Here is an 18,640-nt window from a genome sequence, read left to right on the forward strand (position 1 = left end):
ATGCCAAACCTGCTCCCGGGCCCCCTGGTGCTGTTCATCAGCGCCGGCCTGACCATACTGTTTACCGCCCTGTGCGCCAGCCTGATCCTGCTGGTGTCACTGGCCAAACTGCTGCTGCCCGTGCCGGCCTTTGGTCGCGCCTGCAGCCGGCTCAACAACCGCTTCATGGGCCTGTGGCTCAGTTGCAACGCCCTGGTGATCCGCCTCACTACCCGCATCGACTGGCAGATTGAGGACAATACCCGGCTGCGCAAGGATGGCTGGTATCTCATCATCAGCAACCACATGAGCTGGACCGATATCGTGGTGCTCGGCCACCTGTTTCGCAATCGGCTGCCGGTGCCCAAGTTCTTCATGAAGCACGAACTCATTTACATCCCGCTGCTGGGGCTCGCCTGCTGGGGGCTGGACATGCCCTTTATGCGCCGCTATTCGAGAGAGTTTCTGTTAAGAAATCCGCATCTGCGGGGCAAGGATATCGAGACCACCCGCAACGCCTGCGAGAAGTTTCGCCACATTCCCACCACCGTCATCAACTTCGTGGAGGGGACCCGCTTCACCGATCAGAAGCGCGAGGCCGCCCGCTCCCGCTATCGCCATCTCATGCCCCCCAAGGCGGCAGGACTCGCCTTCACCCTGGCAGCCATGGGCGATCAGTTCGACAGCCTGATCAACGTCACCATCAGCTACCCGGACAACCCCGACACCCCCTTCAAGGATTTCCTGATGGGGAAGATGAAGCGCATCCGGGTGCGGATCGAGGAGCTGCCGGTGGACGAGCAACTGGTGGGGGATTACTTCAACGACAAGCAGTTCAAACGTGGTTTCCAGGAGTGGCTGAATGCACGCTGGAAGGAAAAAGACGAGGTGCTGGCGCAGTGGCAGGCGGCCGATGCGGCGGCTCAGACCGATCCGCAGGCAGCCAAGGCGAGCGCCGAGGCCAGCTCGGGCAGCTGATCCTCGCTGAACACCGCGATGCCGTGGCGGCGCAGCAAAGCCGTGGCCTTGCCCTCTCCCGCCAGTGAAACCCCTTCGAAGCGGCCATTGTAGATGCGGCCGCTGCCGCAGGAGGGGCTCCCCTCCTTCAGAAGGGCGAAGCGAATGTCCTGCTGCTGACAGAGGGCCAGCGCAAGGGCGGCGCCCCGATCGAACTCCTCCGTCACATCCAGCCCGCTTTCGGTAACCACCCGCTCCCCCTGGCGCTCGGCAGGGGGGCGTGGCGTCGGCAGGCCACCCGCCACCTCGGGGCAGAAGGCCAGTGCCCGCCCCTCGGCTCCCAGCGCCTGCAGCCAGTCGCTGACAATCCCCTTGCTCTGGCCGTCGTAACGCACTGGCTGCCCCAGCAGACAGGCGCTCACCAGCACCTTGTGCACGCTGGTCCCACTCATGCTTTGCTCCCCCGCAGGCTAAAACCTGGGCCCTCATAGCGCAACGAACATAGGCCCAGCAGACAGGCACTTACCAATACCTTGTGCACGCTGATCTCACTCACGCTTCCGCACCGTGCATCACCTGATCGAACATGACGCAACAGGGGGTCTCCAGCCGATAGAGGATGGCGGGACGTTGCTTGCCGGTGCGCTTGCGCCCTGTGTCCACCAGGATGTCGGCACGGTGGAGCCGCTTGCGAAATGCGGCCGTGTTCATGGGGGTCTGCAGGACGATCTCGAACGCCCGTTGCACCTCGGAGAGGGTGAATTCTGCCCTCAGCAGATGCAGCGGCAGGGTGCTGTAACGGCTCTTGATGCGCAGCCGCTCCAGCCCCATGGCGACCAGCTTGCCGTGATCGAAGGCGAGTTGCAGGCCGGGCAGATCGTCCAGAGGATGCCAGCGACCGCGCACCGCCCCCCCATCGGGATCCGCCAGACAGAGATAGACGAGGGTGGTGGACCAGCCGCGGGGATCCCGCTCCAGGTTGCCGAGGGTACAGACCTGCTCGCTGTAGCAGTGCTCCAGCCCCCACTCTGCCAGAAGGCGATGGCGAGCCGCGTCCAGATCCCGATCCCGGGTCTCGTCGATGCGCAGGGCCGGCAACTGCCAGCAATGGGCAAAGGGGGGGCGATCCCGGGTCTCGAGAAGCAGCTCGAGCCGCTCCTCGCGCAACCGCAGCACCACCATATCCAGACTCATTCTCGGCATCCTGGTCGACCTGCTCGCCTTCTAATAATGTTTGGTAGATAATATCACAAGAATATTATGTGAAGGAGCCATCCATGGGAACCGTCGCCAGCCTGGATATTGATGCGCAGAAGGGATTCACCCCCCTCTGCCCGAACGAGCTGCCCGTCGCTGGCGGGGATACCATAGTGGCGGCGCTCAATGCCCAGGCTGCCCTCGCCACCCTGCGAGTCGGCAGCAAGGATGCCCACCCTGCGAACGCCCCCTGGGTGGTGACCGAACCCGGCGCCATGTTGCAGCCCCTTGCACTGGCGAATGCCGATCTCACCTGGCCGGCCCACTGCGTGCCCGGCACACCTGGGTTCGAGCTGCTCGACGGCCTGCCCGCCCCCATCGACTACGATTTCTTCGTCTGGAAGGGGGTCGAGCCGGACCTGCATCCCTATGGCGCCTGCTATCACGACCTGGCGGAGCGGCGCAGCACCGGGCTTATCGAGTTTCTGCAAGCCCGCGGCGTCACTACCGTGCTGGTCGGCGGCCTCGCCACCGACTATTGCGTCAAGACCAGCGTGCTGCAACTGCGTCGCGCCGGTTTCCGGGTCATCGTCCACCTCGACGCCTGCCGCGGCATCGCCCCCGAGACAATCGACCAGGCCCGCACCCGGATGATCGAGGCCGGCGCCGAGCTGGCCCAGACCCTGGCCGACATTCAACGCCTGCTGGATGCCTGACATGCCTTCCATTTTCCACTGCCCACCCGACACCGGCGCCCACCCGTCACAGATGCAGCCAGAGTGCGTTGCCCGCGCAGCACTCATCACAGGAGCCTGATATGCCTCCCATCCTCCACAGCCTGCTCGACACCGATGCCTACAAGCTGCACATGCAGCAGGCGGTGTTCCATCGCTATCCGGATGCCGACGTCGTCGCCGAGTTCCACAGCCGCAACGAAGAAGACCTGCTGCCCATGATGGGCCAGATCGAGGAACAACTGCGCCTCGCCGGCTCCCTGCGCCTGACCCGGTCCGAACTCGACTTCCTGGCCGAACGCCCATTCTTCACGCCCGACTACCTGGACCACCTGCGCCGCAAGCCGCTGGACGCCTCCCTGCTCAAGGTGTTCGAGCAGGATGGCCGCATCAATGTGCGGGTCGAAGGCCCCTGGCAGGACGTGATCCTGTGGGAGATCCCGGTGCTCGCCATCATCAGCGAGATGCGTAACCGCTTCCGTTATCCCCAGTTCGGTGTCAGCCAGGCACTGGAGCGGCTCGATCAGAAGATCGACAAGCTGGAGCGGGAACTGAGCCGGGAGGAGATGAGCGAGTTCAACCTCATCGACTTCGGCACCCGTCGCCGCTTCTCCCTCGCGGTACAAGACGCCGTGGTGGGTCGCCTCAAGGAGCGGCTGCCGGCGTTTCGCGGCACCAGCAACTACCTGCTGGCCCAGAAGTACCGGTTGCCCGCGGTGGGCACCCAGGCCCACGAGTGGTTCCAGGCCCACCAGCAGCTCGGCTTCCCGCTGGAGCTCAGCCAGCGCGCCGCCCTCACCAGCTGGCTGGATGAATTCACCAACCACCTCGGTATCGCGCTCACCGACTGCATCACCATGGATGCCTTCCTGCGTGACTTCGACTTCGAGCTGGCGAGCCGCTACCAGGGGCTGCGCCACGACTCCGGTGATCCCGTGGTGTGGGGCGAGAAGGCCATCAGCCACTATCAGCGGCTCGGCATCGATCCTGCCGAGAAGACGCTGGTCTTCTCCGACGGGCTCAACCTCGACAAGGCCGTCGAGCTGCTGCGCCACTTCCGCGGCCGCATCAACACCAGCTTCGGCATCGGCACCAAGCTCACCTGCGATCTGCCCGGCGTCAGCCCGATGAACATCGTGTTCAAGCTGATGGAGTGCAACGGCGGCCCGGTCGCCAAGATCTCCGACAGCCCGGGCAAGACCCTCTGCCGGGATGCGGACTTCATTCGCAACCTCAAGCAGGCCTTCCACGTCGGGGTCTGAGTCAGGCCCGCGAGACGCCAAACAAAAAGCCCGCCGGTTTGCACCGGCGGGCTTTTGTATCGACTCAGGAATGATCAGTCCTTCTTGGCCAGCAGGAATTTCACCAACTGGTTGAACTGCTCCTGGGAAGTGATGGATTCAATCTTCACCATGTACTTGCCGTTGACCAGGAAGGCCGGCACACCGCGCACATTGTAGCTCTCGGTGTTGCGATCGAACTGGGAGACCATGCCGGAGACGGCGAAGCTGTCGACGGCACCGTCGAACTCCTCGGCCGGCACGCCATTGTCCACGAAGACCTGCTTCACGTCGGCGCGGCTCTGGGGGATCTGGCGCTGGGTGTGGATCTTGTCGAAGATGGCCGGGGTCAGCTTGCCTTCCACGTTCAGCAGATTGGCGACGGCGTAGGCACGCTGCATCTCGGGACCCATTTCACGGCCCAGGAAGGCCACCGGGTTCTTCTTCATCGGCACGCCTTCCGGCAGGCTCTTCTTCAGATCCTCGGCAATCGGCTCGAACTTGGCGCAGTGCGGGCAGAAATAGGAGAAGAACTCCATCACTTCCGGCTGGGCGCTGCCGGTCTGGCTGACCACGTCATAGTTGACACCTTCCTTGAATTGCGGGGCGGCGTGAACCATGGGGATCATCAGCATGGCAGCGAGGAAAAATAGTACTTTTTTCATGACGTTTCCTGTTAAGGGATCACTGTGAGGCACGCCCGGCGAACCGAAGCAGTCCAAGCCTATTGCCTCACCCTCGTGCCGTCAATGGCAAAGGCAGACAGGCGGGACCGCCATCCCGCCTCCCACGGGCACCTTGCCGCTGTGGCAATGGTGCGGGCGACACCACCAACGGACGCCCCGTGGCGTGGCGATCTGTCGGGTTCGCGCCCCTACCACTGCGGCATCAGGCTGAGCGGCGGGGCCTTCAATGCCTCGAGCTGATCATGCAGGGTCGCAATCTGCTGGCGCCAGTAGTGTTCGGTGTTGAACCAGGAGAAGTGGCGGGGGAAGGCGGGATCTTCCCAGCGTCTTGCCAGCCAGGCCATGTAGTGGACGATGCGCATGGCACGCAGCGGCTCGATGAGCGCCAGCTCCCGCGGGTCGAACTCCATGAACTCCTCATACCCCGCCAGCAGGGTATCGAGCTGGATCTGCTGCTCATGACGCTCCCCGTTCAGCATCATCCAGAGATCCTGGATGGCGGGGCCGGTGCGGCAATCGTCGAGGTCGACAAACAGGGGGCCGTCACGCCACAGGATGTTGCCCGGGTGGCAGTCCCCATGCAGGGAGATGCGCGCCACGTCCAGGGTCATGGCGTCGCATACGTGCCGGATCAACTCGTCCAGCACCCCGAAGAAGGACTTGGCCAGCCCGCTCGGCAACCACTCGCCTGCCGCCAGCAACTGACGCGGCTCATGCAGCATGCTCTCCACATCCAGCGGAACCCGGTGATGAAAGGCATGGCTGGCACCGACGCTGTGAATGCGACCGAGGTAACGCCCCACCCACTCCAGCTGGTCCAGGTTGTCCACCTCGAACTGACGCCCCCCGACGCTATGCCAGATGGCAAACGGGTAGCCCTGATGCTCCAGCAGGGTCTCGCCGGCAAAGGCAATGGGAGCGGCGACCGGGATCTCAGTTTCACAGAGGCGAGCAGCAAACGCGTGCTCTTCCAGGATCTGGGCCCGGCTCCAGCGACCGGGGCGGTAGAACTTCACCACGTAGCGACGGCGATCCTCATCCTGGAACTGATAGACGCGGTTCTCGTAACTGTTGAGCTCGATAAGGCCGGAGTCGATGCGCAAGCCGCTGAGATCGATGGCATCCATGATGAGATCGGGATTGAGGTCGGAATAGTTGAAACGCATGTCATCCACCATAGAAAAGGGGCGCTGTTGCGCCCCATTCTATCACCACTGTCTGCCGTTGCCGTGCATGGCGGTGCGCCTTGCCGTCACAACCTGCTGATAAACTTGCTCGGTTGGCGCAAGGTCCCCTTGCTGTCGTCCGGCGCCGCGCCTTCCCGCTTGAGCACGAACTGGACGTCCAGAGTGGGCCGCTTCAGGTTGAAGGGATCCACCGCCAGACTCACCGGCAGGGTATAGATCTCGCCCGCCTTCAGGGTCACCTCGCGGGGTCCGAACCACTGGTACTCCGGCAGCCCTTCCACGTCCAGCCGGTAGGTCTGGGAGTTCAGGGTCTTGTTGAGGATCTTCAGGGTATAGGTGTTCTCGATGAGTCCTTCACTGTTTTCCCGGAACAGCTGGTTGCGATCCCGCAGGATGTCGAGCCCCATGGGCATGATGGACATGGCGTTATAGACGAAGACCCCCAGCATGACGACCATCACCAGGCCATAGCCAATCAGCTTGGGCCGCGCCACCTGGGTTTCACTGTGGGCCAGTTTGTGCTCGGTGGTGTAACTGATGAGCCCTTTCGGATACCCCATCCGCTCCATGGTCTGGTCGCAGGCGTCGACACAGGCGCCGCAGTTGATGCACTCGTACTGCAGACCGTCACGGATGTCGATACCGGTCGGGCAGACCTGCACGCAGAGGTCGCAGTCGATGCAGTCCCCCAGCCCCAGAGCCTTGGGATCGGCCTTGCGACCACGGGCGCCGCGGGTCTCGCCACGCTGGCTGTCATAGCCGACGATGTAGGTGTCCTTGTCGAACATGGCGGACTGGAAGCGGGCATAGGGGCACATGTGGATACACATGATGGCGCGCATCCAGCCGGCGTTGCCATAGGTGCAGGCGGCAAAGAACAGCACCCAGAAGATGACCCAGCCTCCCGCCTGCAGGGTGAAGAAATCGGGTACCAGGTGGAAGACATCCTGGAAGTAGGCGACGAAGGTCAGCCCCGTGCCCAGCGACAGCAGGATCCAGGCCAGGTGCTTGGCGCCCTTCCGGGCCAGCTTCTCGCCGCTCCAGGGCGCCGCATCCAGCTTGCGACGCTTGTTGGCGGCCCCTTCCAGCTTCTCCTCGAACCAGATGAACAGGAAGGTCCACACCGTCTGGGGACAGAGGTAGCCGCACCAGACCCGGCCCAGGAAGGTGGTCACAAAGAAGAGGGCGAAGGCCGCGATCATGAAGACCCAGGCCAGCAGGGTGAGATCCTGCGGCCAGATGGTGGCACCGAAGATATGGAACTGCTGGTGCTCCAGATCGAACAGCACCGCCTGACGGCCGTCATAACGCAGCCAGGGCAGGAGGACAAAGAGCGCGACGAAGAACCAGCCCATGGCCTTGCGCACCCGCTGCCAGTAGCCGGTCTGGGAGCGGACATAGATGCGGTTGCCGGGGTTGAACCTGTCATCTCCCGCCTTGAAGGTGTTGGGATTGAAAGTCCCGGTGACGTCACCGGTCACATCCTTGATGTCGATCTTGTCCTTGTCGGCCATTGCAACACATCGCTCCACTCATATTGTTATGAAAGCGATTATATCTTAAACAACCTGCTAATTGTGTGGGTTAAATGTATCTATAGTTCGAGTCCCGTCGCAATTTCAGGCAACAAAAAAGGCCCATAGCCAGTTGACTATGCGCCTTTTCACAGATTCTCTTGAAACCTTTCTCTGATGGCGATGTGACGCCCGGATTACTTGATGCCGCGGGCCTTGAGCAGGGCTTCCTTGAAGTCGGGCACGTGATCCTTGGCCAGCCCCGGGATCATCGCCTGCTTGTCGGATTCCCGCATCTTGAGGTGGTAGATCAGCATGTCGTCGGTCAGTGCGGACAGGGGACCGTCAAATCCCGCCTCCTCGGCCAGTTTGGCAACAAACTGCACCAGGCTGAGATCCTGCTCCTTGATCCAGGCAGGCTGCAGCAGTTCCAGCAGCTCTTCGATACGATGACATTGCATAGACGACCTCTTTAATCTGTCTTGTGAAACTCAGGCAACCTTACCCATCAAGGCTACTTCGATACGATCCCGGCCATTATGCTTGGCCTGATAGAGCGCCGCATCCGCTTTCTGGATGAGCTCGGCAATGGAGTGATGCTGATCCGGCACCAGGGTCGCCACCCCGAAGCTGCAACTGACCCGCCCCGAGACCCGGGATTTGTGGTGGGGAATGCCGAGGGCTCGCAACGAGGTACGCACCTGCTCGGCGATCTGCATGGCCCCCTGCAAGGTGGTGCAAGGCAGCAGCAGGGCGAACTCCTCTCCGCCGTAACGGGCAGCGAGATCGTCTTCCCGCCGCAGCACTTCGGCCAGCAGGCTCGCCACCTGTTGCAGGCACTGGTCCCCCACCTGGTGACCATAGTGATCATTGAACTGCTTGAAGTAGTCCACATCCACCAGCACCAGAGAGAGAGGCGCCCTGGCACGGTGGCAGCGACGCCAGGCGCGCGCCAGGGAGTCGTCGAGATGGGCCCGGTTGGCGATGCCGGTCAGACCGTCGAGGCGGGACGTGAGCTTGAGGTGCTCGGAGACCGCCTTCAGCTCGGCCACCAGATCCGCATTGGAAAAACTGTGGTAGAGAGAGGCCACCTGATCCCGCCGCAGGCGCCGCAGCAGGGTCGGCAGAAAGACGAACAGATACCCCGCCAGCATGCAGGAGACGATACGCTCCTGGGTGTTGCCGCCACTGAGCTCGAACAACATGGCAAACCCGAGGGGCAGCACGGCCCCATAGAGGGTACGACGGCTGCCGAACAGCATGATGGCGCTGCCGGTCAGGATCAGGCTGGAGAGCATCATCATGGCGGCACGATAGGTGTCGGGCAGCTTGTCCATGTAGAGCAGCACGCCCAGTGCCCAGACGATGGAGGTGATGGTCACCCCGACAAAGAGCTCGCGCTCGAGCACCGGCAGCGGAAGCTCCGCCAGCCTGGGCTGGCGCCAGCGCAGATGCCACCAGCGCCCCAGCAACAGCAGCAGGACCAGACCGAGCCAGCCCAGCGACTCGCTGGCCGGCAGGTAATCGTGGAACAGCAGGCTCCAGCTGATCGCCAGCAGCCCCAGGCAAGGCAGGCTGAAGGAGGCATGGGTATAGAGCTGGACCATGATGGCCCGCCGCACCTGATATTTCACACTCTGTGTCAACTGGGTACTCCCTGTACAATAGCCGCACAGTTTAACACTCCCCTTTCCTGCTCAACAATCAATCGACCGCTATTAAGCTGCCACTCAGCGCGTCCTCTCCCGTACAGGCCCCTACAGACCCTTTTCTGCAGGGTCGAATGGCGCAGCCCTCCCTCACCCTTTCTCCAGCTCGTCGAGGATGGGGCACTGGGGATTCGCATCTCCGTGACAGCAGCTCACCACCTCCTCGAGGGCGCTGAGCATGGCTTGCAAACCGGCGATGCGGGAGCGCAGATCGACGATTTTCTCCTGGGCCAGCTTCTTCACCTGGGCACTGGTTCTGTGCTCGTCCCGATAGAGCGCCAGCAGCTCCTGACACTCCTCCAGATTGAAACCGGTCTCCCGCGCCCGCTTGACGAAGCGCAGCTCCCGCAGGGAGGCATCCGTATAACTGCGATACCCGTTGTCGCTGCGCACTGGCGACGAAATGAGGCCGATGCTCTCGTAGTAGCGGATGGTCTTGGCGGTCAGGCCGGTGGCCTTGGCGACCTTGCTGATGTTCATGAATGACTCCTTTGGGATTCAGATGCACGCAGGCTGCCCGCCCGGGGCTGCCAGCGCTTCAATAACAGGGAATTGCTCAAGACGGTGATACTGCTCAAGGCCATGGCCGCCCCCGCCAGCTCGGGGCTGAGGTAACCCAGCGCCGCCAGCGGAATACCGATGATGTTGAACACGAAGGCCCAGAACAGATTCTGCTGGATGGTGCGCCAGGTGGCCGCCGAGATGTCGATGGCATCGGCCACCAGCCGCGGGTCGGATCGCATGAGAGTGATGGAGGCGGTCTCCATCGCCACGTCGGAGCCGGAGCCCATGGCGATACCCACATCCGCCGCCGCCAGCGCCGGGGCGTCGTTTACCCCGTCTCCCACCATGGCGACCAGCCCGCTGGTTTGCGCCCGCAGCGCCTCGACTTTTTCCACCTTGCCGGCTGGCAGCACGGAGTCAAAGGCCCCGTCCAGCCCCAGTTTGGCGGCAATATGGGCCACCGGCGCCGGCGCATCACCGCTCACCAGCCAGCTGGCGATGCCGCGCTGACGCAGGGTGGCGATGGCATCCGGACTCTCGGGGCGCAGGGTATCGGCCAGCGCCGCAATGCCCGCTACCACGCCGTCAATGGCCACCCAGACCCGGGTCGCGCCGTCGGCAGACTGCTTATCCTGCGCGGGCACCTCAATGCCGAGCTGGGCCAGCAAAGAGCCATTGCCGATGGCGACCGTATGACCGGCGACCTGACCGACAATACCGGCACCGACCCGCACCTCCACCGCCTCCGGCTGGGGTAGCAGCACCTCTTTGCCGACCGCCTCGCGCATGGCCAGCGCCAGCGGGTGTTCGCTCGCCTGCTGCAGGGCGGCGGCCAGACGCAGCTGCTCGGCTGTGCCGCTCCAGCTCGCCAGCACGGGCCTGCCCTGAGTGAGCGTACCTGTCTTGTCGAAGATAAGCGCCTTGATGGCGTGGGCCTTCTGCAGGGTATCCACGTCTTTTATCAGAATGCCGTGGCGCGCCGCCACCCCGGTACCGGTGACGATGGCCGCCGGCGTCGCCAGCCCCAGCGCACAGGGACAGGCGATCACCAGCACGGCCACCGCCGCCAGCAGCGCCTGACCGAAGTCGTTGCTGATGGCGTACCACACCAGCAGGGTGAACAGGGCAATGGCCATCACCACCGGCACGAACACGGCAGAGACCTTGTCCACCAGCTGTTGCAGCGGTGCCTTGCCCATCTGGGCACTCTCCACCAGGGCGATGATCTTGCTGAGGCTGGAATCCTCCCCCACCGTAGTGGCTTCAATTTCCAGCACGCCGGAGCGGTTGATGGCACCGCCCAGCACCTTGTCGCCCTCACCGCGCGGCACCGGCAGGCTCTCGCCGGTGAGGATCGACTCGTCCAGCTCACTCTCACCGCTCACGATTCTGCCATCCACCGGTACCCGTTCCCCCACCAGCACCCGCAGCCTGTCGCCGCGCAGCACCTCGTCGATGGCGACGCTCTGCCAGCGCTCGCCGCGCCAGACGGTGGCGGTGTCCGGCCGCAGCGCCATCAACTCGCGAATGGCGGACTGGGTGCTGCGTCTGGCTCGCGCTTCCAGCAGTTTTCCGAGGGAAATCAGGGTAATGATGATGGCACTCGCCTCGAAGTAGAGTTGGCCACTGGCGGCCACCCCCAGATTAAGCAGCAGATAGAGGCTGTAGAAGTAGGCCGCACTGGTACCGGTCGCCACCAGCACATCCATGTTGGCGGAGCGGTTCTTGATGGCGAGCCAGGCACCGCGATAGAAGCGGGCCCCGATCCAGAACTGCACCGGGGTGGCGAGCAGCAGCTCCAGCCAGGCGGGCAGATGCCAGGGCAGCAGACCGGCCATGGCCAGCATCCCCACCAGCAGCGGCAGGGTAAGCAGCGCCGAGATGATGACCTGGGTTTGCGCCTGACGGGCGCTGGCGGCCTTCTGCGCTTCCCGCTCCAGCAACTGCTGGCGGCGGCCGCTGGCCGAGCCTTGCGCCAGTTGGGCGCCAAAGCCGAGGGCCTCGATCTGCTCGCGCAGGGCCGCGGGCGTCTGCATCCCGGGTACCAGCACGATACGAGCCTGCTCGATGGAGAAGTTGACGTCGGCGGAGATGACGCCGGGCAGCGCCGCCAGCATCTTGTTCAGGCGGGCCGAGCAACCGGCACAGGTCATACCGGTGATTTGAAACAGGATGGTCTCACTGCCGTAGTCATAACCCTGCGCCTGGATGCTCTCCAGTACCGCCGGCAGACGGTCGGGGCTGGTCAGCTCGATGGCCGCCTGCTCCAGCGCGAAGTTGACGGTGGCCGATACCCCGTCGAGCTTGTTGAGGGCGGTCGTGATGCGGCCGGCGCAGTTGGCGCAGCTCATGCCGCTGAGCGGCAACTGCAGATGAAAGGGTGATTGAAGATGAGTGGTCATGTTGTTCCTCCCAGGAACCCGTCGGCACCACAAAACGCCGACTGGCAAACCCTAACCTTTACTGTAAGGGTAAGCTCAAGCCACATGATCCACTTTTTGCAGATGAAAAAACGGCGCCCGTTTGCTGCCAGAGAACAAACGGGCGCCGCCTTCAACTATTGCGCGGTATACGCGGCGACTCAGATACCGTACTGGGCGCGGTAAGCCTTCATGGCGGCCAGTTGCGCCGCCAGCTCCGGCTGCTCGGCCTGCTTCTCTTCCAGATACTGGATCAAGTCGCTCATCTGGATGATGGCGATGATGTGGGCACCGTAGTCACGCTCCACTTCCTGAATGGCGGAGAGCTCGCCCTTGCCCTTCTCCTGACGGTCCAGCGCGATCAGCACACCAGCCAGGGAGGCGCCGTTGGCCTGGATCAGATCCATGGATTCGCGGATGGCGGTGCCGGCAGTGATGACATCGTCCACCAGCATGATGCGCCCCTTGAGCGGGCAGCCCACCAGATTGCCACCCTCGCCGTGATTCTTGGCCTCCTTGCGGTTGAAGCACCAGGGCACGTCCACATCGTGCTGCTCCACCAGCTGCACCGCGGTGGCGGAGGCGATGGGGATCCCCTTGTAGGCCGGGCCAAACAGCACGTCGAATTCGATGCCGGCATCCATCAGGGCGGCAGCATAGAAGCGGCCGAGACGGGCCAGATCGCGGCCGCTGTTGAACAGGCCGGCGTTGAAGAAGTAGGGGCTTTTACGACCGGATTTCAGGGTAAATTCACCGAATTTGAGGACCTGTTTCTCCAGGGCGAACTCGATAAATTGACGCTGGTAGGCTTTCATTCTGGCTCCTTGCTTGGCTTGTCGTTTACTTTCGTGGGGTATAAAAAAACGCGGTCAATGCCGCGTTTTTAAAATCATGCAAGTGACTGCTTCTGCAGCGCAATAATGTCGGCAATACCGCCCTTGGCGAGGGCCAGCATGGCCAGCAGCTCTTCATGGGTGAAGGGTTCGGCCTCCGCGGTACCCTGCACCTCGATGATGCGACCATCTTCGGTCATCACCACGTTCATGTCGGTCTCGGCGGCGGAGTCTTCGATGTACTCCAGATCGCAGATGGCCTCCCCTTCGAACATGCCGACGGAGACGGCCGCGATCATCTGCTTGAGCGGGCTCTGTTTGATCAGCCCCTTCTCCACCATCCAGTTCAGCGCATCCACCAGCGCCACACAGGCACCGGTGATGGCGGCGGTACGGGTACCACCGTCGGCTTGCAACACGTCGCAGTCAACGGTAATGGTGTGCTCGCCCAGAGCGCTCAAGTCTACCGCCGCGCGCAGGGAGCGGGCGATCAGACGGGAGATCTCCAGGGTGCGGCCGCTCTGCTTGCCGGAGGCCGCTTCGCGGTTCATCCGGGAGTGGGTGGAGCGCGGCAGCATGCCGTACTCGGCAGTGACCCACCCCTGCCCCTTGCCTTTGAGGAAGCGCGGCACGCTGGTGTCGACGCTGGCGGTGCAGAGCACACGGGTGTGGCCGAATTCCACCAGCACGGACCCTTCAGCATGCTTGGTGAAGTGGCGGGTGATGGTTACCGGACGCACCTGGGCGGCGCTGCGATCGCTGGGACGGGACATGGGACTGACCTCTGGGCTGGCTGAATTGGCGCAGGAGTATAAGCGATCGCTACTCAAATATCAGCCGCTAAAACCACCTCGTCGGCTGACGGAGCAGGCCTGGCTGAGTATACTGGCCGCACACTTCATCAAGCCCGGAACAATCAATGATTCACAGCATGACCGCCTACGCCCGCAAGGAACTCAAGGGCGACTGGGGCACAGCCGTTTGGGAAATTCGTTCGGTCAACCAGCGCTATCTGGAGACCTACATTCGCCTGCCGGAACAACTGCGCAGCCTGGAGCCGGTTCTGCGTGAGCGCTTCCGGGCCAAGCTGCAGCGCGGCAAGGTGGAGTGCAACCTGCGCTTCGAGGCCGCCCAGGCCGCCGCCAGCCAGCTGCACATCAATGAAGAACTGGCCAAACTCATCATCGAGAGCGCCAACTGGGTGATGAAAGAGGCGGGCCAGGGTCAGCTCAACCCGGTCGACGTGCTGCGCTGGCCGGGGGTCATGGCTGCCGCCGAGCAGGACATGGACGTGGTCGCCACCGAGCTGATGGCCGGCTTCGACCTGACCATGGAAGACTTCCTCGCCTCCCGTGCCAGCGAAGGGGCCAACCTCAAGGCGCTGATCGAACAGCGTCTGGCCGGCATTCAGGTAGAAGTGAAGAAGGTGCGGGAGCACCTGCCGCAGATCATCGAGTGGCAGCGCCAGAAGCTCACCGACCGCCTGGCCGAGGCCAAGGTGGAGCTGGATCCTGCCCGCATCGAGCAGGAGATCGTGCTGCTGGCCCAGAAGATCGACGTGGCCGAAGAGCTGGATCGCCTGGAGATGCACATCAGCGAAACCAACAAGATCATGAAGAAGGGTGGCGCCTGCGGCCGTCGCCTCGACTTCATGATGCAGGAGTTCAACCGCGAGTCGAACACGCTGGGCTCCAAGTCGATCAACGCCGAGGTGACCCAGTCCGCCGTCGAGTTGAAGGTCCTCATCGAGCAGATGCGCGAGCAGATCCAAAACATCGAGTGATCTCCCTCATCGATGCACCAGCCCCCGCCACGCGGGGGCTTTTTTATGCTCGTTTCCCGCAGCGCTCAGCCGCCTGACTGATGGTAACCCCTAGCAAAGGGAGCCCGACATGTGCCATCACGCAAAGAGGGTCTGCCATGCAGACCCTCTCCTTCTTTTCTATGCATCCCCCGCCCGTGCAGGCTAGACCGGTGACTTCAGCCTTCGGCTGCGCAGCAGCAGGGGGAGCTGGTAGAGCACCAGGGCGCCCAGCACCAGGCCGGCACCAGCCAGCTTGGCGGGGCCCAGCGGCTCGTCATAGAAGAGGGTGCTCAGGATAAGAGTCCAGACCGGTTCCAGCAGCATCAGCAGGGCGGCGTGGGCCGTGGTCATCCGGCTCAGGGCGTGGGTGAGCAGCCAGTAGCGCAATGTGGTGGCGATCAGGACGCTGGCCGCAAACCAGCCCCAGATGCCAGTGCCGATGCTGGCGGGCCACTGCTCGGTCAGCAGGGAGAGCAGGGTGCCGAGCAGCCCGGTCACCGCCAACTGGATGCAGGTGAGCCAGGTAGGGGGAATGGACTGGGCGAAGTGGCGGTGCACCGCGAGCTGGACCCCCAGAGTGGCGGCCGCCGCCAGAAACCAGAACAGGGAGAGCGACACGCCCCAGTGGGTGCTGCTGGAGAGCAGCAGCAGACCCGCGACGGCGACGGGCAGGGTGAGCCAGTAGTGGCGGCCGGGTCTGGCCTTGAAGGCGGCCCAGGCGGCGAGCGGCGCCATCAGGGTGGCCACGCTCATGATGAAGGCGCCACTGCCGAGCGCATCGCTCTGGCTGATGGCGGTAACCCAGAACAGCAGGCTGGCACCGAGCAAGGTGCCGCACCCGGCGGCACGCAGCAGCTGTGAGCCACTGGGGGGCGGCTCGCGCAACCAGGCGAGCGGCAACAGCAGCAGGGCGGCCAGCAGGAAGCGGCTGCCGATAAAGGCGGCGGTGGGCAGTTCGCGAATCGCCTCTTTCGAGAAGAGCCAGCCAGCGGCGGCCAGCAGGGTGACCAGTATCATCAACAGCAGGGGAGCGCGGTTCATCGGAGCATCACAGGGTCAGGGGCAAAGGGCAGAGCATAAAGGAAAGAGGCGCGGATTGTCTCCCGGGGTTTGGCAGACATGCTGGCGGGGCGGCCACCACGCCGCCCCGCCTCAGTCGTCACTTTCCAGGCTGGCGAGGCAATGGGAGAGGGTGCGCGCCAGCGCCCCCTGATTGCGCAGCACCACGGCGCGGGCCTGCTCCCCCATCTCGCGGCGAGCAGGGGCATCGCCGAGCAGGGTACTCACCCGGTGGCCGAGCGCCTCGGCGTCCGCCACCACGGCCGCGCCACCCTGGGCCACCAGCTGGCGGGTGATGTCGCTGAAGTTGAAATAGACGGGGCCGGTCAAGCAGGGTTTGCCCAGCGCCGCCGGTTCCAGCAGGTTGTGACCGCCCACGGGCACCAGGCTGCCACCGACAAAGGCGAGATCCGCCGCCGCCAGCATCAGCGGCAGCTCGCCCATGGTGTCACCCAGGTAGATCTTGTCGCTCTCGCCGACCGCACTGCCCGCCGTGCGCCGCACGCAACCGTAGGGGGCGCACAGCTCGGCCACCCGATCGAAACGCTCGGGATGGCGCGGCACCAGGATCAGCAGGGCGGAGGGGTGGGCCTTGAGCACCCGATCAAAGGCAGCCAGCACCAGCTCGTCTTCCCCCTGGTGGGTACTGGCGGCGATCCAGACAGGTCGTGCCTCCCCCAGTTGCTGGCGCAGGGCACGGCCCCTGGCCTGCACCTCGTCGCCAAACTGGATGTCGAACTTGATGGAGCCGGTCACCGCCAGCCGGTTGCGCCCTATCCCCAGCCGATGGAAGCGATCCGCATCGTCCTGATGCTGGCACAGCAGGTGGGTCAGCGGGCGGCTCAGGGCATCGAATGCGCCCTGGAAGCGACCATAGCGCTGACAGGATCGCTCCGAGAGGCGGGCATTGAGGATGGTCACCGGCAGGTGGCGTGCCTCGCAGGCCGCCAGCCAGTTCGGCCACAGCTCTGTCTCCATCACCCAGAGGGCGCGGGGCTTGACGGTGCTCAGAAACGCCGAGACGGCCCAGGGGTAGTCGAGAGGCGCATAGCGATGCACCACCAGATCCCCAAGCTTGGCTGCCTGTTCGGCGCCGGTGCGGGTGGTGGTGGTGAGCAGGATGGGCAGCTCGGGGCGCTCGGCCTTGAGGGCGCGGATGAAGGGGGTGATGGCCAGGGTCTCCCCCACGCTCACCGCATGGATCCAGAGGGGAGCCTCCTGTCCGGTCGGCGGCAATCGTCCCAGATGCTCGGCCCAGCGCGCCCCGAAGCCGGGCTTGCCTTTTTTGGGCTTGTAGAGCGCCAGCAGCGCCAGGGGCAACCCCAGGTGGATCAGCAGGTTGTAGAGCAACCGGTAGATCATGCTAGCTATTACCTGGTTCAGCAGCAGAGGATTCCACCGGCTGCCGCACTATGGTCAGATCTGCCGTTTCCCCACGCTCCAGCCGATTTCCTGCCTCGATGACCTGTTCCGGCATCAGCTCGATCAGGCACTTGAGGTGGCCGAACTTGCAGGTGCGCTTGAAGCAGGGGCGGCACTCGATGTCGGTGTGGACGATCTCGACCCTGTCCGCCAGCGGTGGGGTATAGAGGGGCGAGGTGGAGCCGTAGACGCCGATCAGCGGCCGGTTGAGGGCGGCCGCCACGTGCATCAGGCCCGAGTCGTTGGCGATGACCCGACCGGCCAGGGCCATCAGGTCGATCGCCTCGTGCAGGCTGGTCTTGCCCGCCAGCACGTGGCAGTTGGGGCGCGACAGGGGGTTGATCCGATCGCGGATGGTGTTGGCCACGTCCACGTCCTTGCCCGAACCGAAGATCCACACCTGCCATCCCTCGTCGAGGTGCTTTTGCGCCACCACGGCGTAGTGCCCCTCCGGCCAGCGTTTGGCCGGGCCGAACTCGGCCCCCGGACAGAGCACCAGCACAGGGCGGGCACGATTCAGGCCGAGCCGCTCCAGCGCCTTGCCCTGGTTGATGAGATCCACGTGCAGGGAGGGATGGGGAATAGCGGGAATGTCGTCCCGACTCTTCATCTGCCCCTTGGGGTAGGCCAGAGCCACATAGCCTTCCACCATCAGCGGGAAGGCCTGCTTGTTGCTGCGCATATCGTTGAGCAGACCGAAGCGGTGCTCCCCCTTCCAGCCGGTGCGCACCGGGATCCTGGCAAACCAGGGGATGAGGGCCGACTTCATGGAGTTGGGCTGGATGATGGCCTGATCGTACTGCTCCGTGGCCAACTGCTTGCCAAGGCGGCGGCGTGCCCCCAGCTTGAAGTCACCGTGGCCAAGCGGCATGGGGATGGCCTTGTCCACCTCGGGCATGCGCTCCAGCAGCGCAACGCACCAGGCCGGCGCCATCACATGGAGCTCGCTGCCCGGGTGGTTGCTCTTGAGCGCCTTGTAGAGGCTCTGGGACATCACCATGTCGCCGACCCAGGAGGGGCCGATCACCAATATCTTCATCGCGCGTCTTCTCTCGGGACTGGCCCGGCTGTTGATCATTACTGGGCGAGATTATGCCCCAAGAAAGGCCGAAGAAATAACAGAAGATACCCGTCTGCTCCCGCAAAACGCCTACCTGGCAGGATCTGCTCCCCCACGCATCCCTCCTGAGGCTCTCTTCCACCCGGACACGGCGTGCCCTGGGCCACCGACTGCCGGGTAGCAGAGATCCCCCTTCCCCCGCATTCAAAAGCGGGCCCACCGGGCCCTCGGGTCATGCCCCGCGCGGGGTTTTAGGCTAGAATGGGCGCCAATCCGAGCATGACCCGCCCGCCGG

At 63.8% G+C, this 18,640-nt stretch carries 18 protein-coding genes; 4 read left to right on the forward strand and 14 right to left on the reverse strand.

Translation table 11 applies throughout. The annotated features are described in order from the left end of the window. Window positions 1-957: an acyltransferase gene (locus AB5Y89_RS10700; protein WP_043153397.1), complete on the forward strand. Its 957-nt coding sequence runs from the start codon at window positions 1-3 to the stop codon at window positions 955-957. Here AB5Y89_RS10700 and AB5Y89_RS10705 read toward each other — a convergent pair. Continuing rightward, window positions 903-1,388 (reverse strand): DUF523 domain-containing protein, encoded by a 486-nt coding sequence (locus tag AB5Y89_RS10705; RefSeq protein WP_368223735.1) that lies wholly within the window; start codon window positions 1,386-1,388, stop codon window positions 903-905. The genes AB5Y89_RS10700 and AB5Y89_RS10705 overlap by 55 nt on opposite strands. Before the next feature lie 100 nt (window positions 1,389-1,488). Continuing rightward, window positions 1,489-2,139, reverse strand: coding sequence for a DNA mismatch repair protein MutT (locus tag AB5Y89_RS10710; RefSeq protein ID WP_368223736.1), 651 nt, complete (start codon window positions 2,137-2,139; stop codon window positions 1,489-1,491). A gap of 74 nt (window positions 2,140-2,213) precedes the next feature. On the opposite strand from AB5Y89_RS10710, the gene AB5Y89_RS10715 reads away from it, so the two are divergent. After that, entirely contained in the window at window positions 2,214-2,849 is a 636-nt protein-coding gene (locus AB5Y89_RS10715) for a nicotinamidase (protein ID WP_368223738.1), read from the forward strand. Between the two features lie 101 nt (window positions 2,850-2,950). Continuing rightward, a complete protein-coding gene (pncB, locus tag AB5Y89_RS10720; RefSeq protein WP_010676094.1) occupies window positions 2,951-4,129 on the forward strand; it encodes a nicotinate phosphoribosyltransferase in 1,179 nt (392 codons plus the stop codon). 74 nt (window positions 4,130-4,203) lie between these two features. Here the strand turns inward: pncB and AB5Y89_RS10725 are convergent, their stop codons facing one another. The 9 genes from AB5Y89_RS10725 to rph form a co-directional block, all read right to left on the reverse strand. Beyond that, window positions 4,204-4,812 carry a thiol:disulfide interchange protein DsbA/DsbL gene (locus AB5Y89_RS10725; protein WP_010676095.1) on the reverse strand — a complete coding sequence of 203 codons (609 nt, stop codon included), beginning with the start codon at window positions 4,810-4,812 and terminating at the stop codon, window positions 4,204-4,206. A gap of 209 nt (window positions 4,813-5,021) precedes the next feature. After that, window positions 5,022-6,011 (reverse strand): serine/threonine protein kinase, encoded by a 990-nt coding sequence (locus tag AB5Y89_RS10730; protein WP_041214223.1) that lies wholly within the window; start codon window positions 6,009-6,011, stop codon window positions 5,022-5,024. A 74-nt stretch (window positions 6,012-6,085) separates the two neighbouring features. Continuing rightward, window positions 6,086-7,534, reverse strand: coding sequence for a cytochrome c oxidase accessory protein CcoG (gene ccoG, locus AB5Y89_RS10735; RefSeq protein ID WP_010676097.1), 1,449 nt, complete (start codon window positions 7,532-7,534; stop codon window positions 6,086-6,088). Window positions 7,535-7,731: 197 nt separating this feature from the next. Further along, window positions 7,732-7,995 carry a YihD family protein gene (locus tag AB5Y89_RS10740; protein ID WP_010676098.1) on the reverse strand — a complete coding sequence of 88 codons (264 nt, stop codon included), beginning with the start codon at window positions 7,993-7,995 and terminating at the stop codon, window positions 7,732-7,734. A 30-nt stretch (window positions 7,996-8,025) separates the two neighbouring features. Then, a complete protein-coding gene (locus tag AB5Y89_RS10745) occupies window positions 8,026-9,180 on the reverse strand; it encodes a diguanylate cyclase (protein WP_039039690.1) in 1,155 nt (384 codons plus the stop codon). A 153-nt stretch (window positions 9,181-9,333) separates the two neighbouring features. Then, window positions 9,334-9,723, reverse strand: a complete 390-nt coding sequence (gene cueR / locus AB5Y89_RS10750; protein ID WP_010676100.1) for a Cu(I)-responsive transcriptional regulator — start codon at window positions 9,721-9,723, stop codon at window positions 9,334-9,336. Then, entirely contained in the window at window positions 9,720-12,149 is a 2,430-nt protein-coding gene (locus AB5Y89_RS10755) for a heavy metal translocating P-type ATPase (RefSeq protein ID WP_368223740.1), read from the reverse strand. The genes cueR and AB5Y89_RS10755 overlap by 4 nt, the downstream gene beginning before the upstream one ends. 179 nt (window positions 12,150-12,328) lie before the next feature. Beyond that, window positions 12,329-12,982 (reverse strand): orotate phosphoribosyltransferase, encoded by a 654-nt coding sequence (pyrE, locus tag AB5Y89_RS10760; RefSeq protein ID WP_368223742.1) that lies wholly within the window; start codon window positions 12,980-12,982, stop codon window positions 12,329-12,331. Window positions 12,983-13,056: 74 nt separating this feature from the next. Continuing rightward, a complete protein-coding gene (gene rph / locus AB5Y89_RS10765) occupies window positions 13,057-13,773 on the reverse strand; it encodes a ribonuclease PH (RefSeq protein ID WP_010676103.1) in 717 nt (238 codons plus the stop codon). 146 nt (window positions 13,774-13,919) lie between these two features. Here rph and AB5Y89_RS10770 point away from each other — a divergent pair, with 146 nt between their 5' ends. Further along, on the forward strand, window positions 13,920-14,783 hold the full coding sequence (locus tag AB5Y89_RS10770; protein ID WP_010676104.1) for a YicC/YloC family endoribonuclease: 864 nt from the start codon (window positions 13,920-13,922) through the stop codon (window positions 14,781-14,783). A 183-nt stretch (window positions 14,784-14,966) separates the two neighbouring features. Here AB5Y89_RS10770 and AB5Y89_RS10775 read toward each other — a convergent pair whose 3' ends face one another. The 3 genes from AB5Y89_RS10775 to waaF form a co-directional block, all read right to left on the reverse strand. Next, window positions 14,967-15,845 (reverse strand): DMT family transporter, encoded by an 879-nt coding sequence (locus tag AB5Y89_RS10775; protein WP_049636086.1) that lies wholly within the window; start codon window positions 15,843-15,845, stop codon window positions 14,967-14,969. Window positions 15,846-15,956: 111 nt separating this feature from the next. Next, window positions 15,957-17,225: a lipid IV(A) 3-deoxy-D-manno-octulosonic acid transferase gene (gene waaA / locus AB5Y89_RS10780; protein ID WP_109112308.1), complete on the reverse strand. Its 1,269-nt coding sequence runs from the start codon at window positions 17,223-17,225 to the stop codon at window positions 15,957-15,959. Between the two features lies 1 nt (window position 17,226). Continuing rightward, complete coding sequence (gene waaF, locus AB5Y89_RS10785; protein ID WP_113069244.1) at window positions 17,227-18,324, reverse strand: lipopolysaccharide heptosyltransferase II; 1,098 nt, start codon at window positions 18,322-18,324, stop codon at window positions 17,227-17,229. Between the last annotated feature and the right edge of the window lie 316 nt (window positions 18,325-18,640).

This window comes from Aeromonas sp. s4, from assembly GCF_040907855.1.
Lineage (GTDB): Bacteria > Pseudomonadota > Gammaproteobacteria > Enterobacterales > Aeromonadaceae > Aeromonas > Aeromonas caviae.

Bases quoted from the DNA above. Each gene is read 5' to 3' on its own strand.
- AB5Y89_RS10740 (WP_010676098.1), bottom strand. From the start codon at position 7,995: ATGCAATGTCATCGTATCGAAGAGCTGCTGGAACTGCTGCAGCCTGCC.
- pncB (WP_010676094.1), top strand. From the start codon at position 2,951: ATGCCTCCCATCCTCCACAGCCTGCTCGACACCGATGCCTACAAGCTG.
- AB5Y89_RS10710 (WP_368223736.1), bottom strand. From the start codon at position 2,139: ATGCCGAGAATGAGTCTGGATATGGTGGTGCTGCGGTTGCGCGAGGAG.
- rph (WP_010676103.1), bottom strand. From the start codon at position 13,773: ATGTCCCGTCCCAGCGATCGCAGCGCCGCCCAGGTGCGTCCGGTAACC.
- AB5Y89_RS10725 (WP_010676095.1), bottom strand. From the start codon at position 4,812: ATGAAAAAAGTACTATTTTTCCTCGCTGCCATGCTGATGATCCCCATG.
- ccoG (WP_010676097.1), bottom strand. From the start codon at position 7,534: ATGGCCGACAAGGACAAGATCGACATCAAGGATGTGACCGGTGACGTC.
- AB5Y89_RS10705 (WP_368223735.1), bottom strand. From the start codon at position 1,388: ATGAGTGGGACCAGCGTGCACAAGGTGCTGGTGAGCGCCTGTCTGCTG.
- cueR (WP_010676100.1), bottom strand. From the start codon at position 9,723: ATGAACATCAGCAAGGTCGCCAAGGCCACCGGCCTGACCGCCAAGACC.
- AB5Y89_RS10770 (WP_010676104.1), top strand. From the start codon at position 13,920: ATGATTCACAGCATGACCGCCTACGCCCGCAAGGAACTCAAGGGCGAC.
- waaF (WP_113069244.1), bottom strand. From the start codon at position 18,324: ATGAAGATATTGGTGATCGGCCCCTCCTGGGTCGGCGACATGGTGATG.
- AB5Y89_RS10715 (WP_368223738.1), top strand. From the start codon at position 2,214: ATGGGAACCGTCGCCAGCCTGGATATTGATGCGCAGAAGGGATTCACC.
- AB5Y89_RS10755 (WP_368223740.1), bottom strand. From the start codon at position 12,149: ATGACCACTCATCTTCAATCACCCTTTCATCTGCAGTTGCCGCTCAGC.
- pyrE (WP_368223742.1), bottom strand. From the start codon at position 12,982: ATGAAAGCCTACCAGCGTCAATTTATCGAGTTCGCCCTGGAGAAACAG.
- AB5Y89_RS10775 (WP_049636086.1), bottom strand. From the start codon at position 15,845: ATGAACCGCGCTCCCCTGCTGTTGATGATACTGGTCACCCTGCTGGCC.
- AB5Y89_RS10730 (WP_041214223.1), bottom strand. From the start codon at position 6,011: ATGGTGGATGACATGCGTTTCAACTATTCCGACCTCAATCCCGATCTC.
- waaA (WP_109112308.1), bottom strand. From the start codon at position 17,225: ATGATCTACCGGTTGCTCTACAACCTGCTGATCCACCTGGGGTTGCCC.
- AB5Y89_RS10700 (WP_043153397.1), top strand. From the start codon at position 1: ATGCCAAACCTGCTCCCGGGCCCCCTGGTGCTGTTCATCAGCGCCGGC.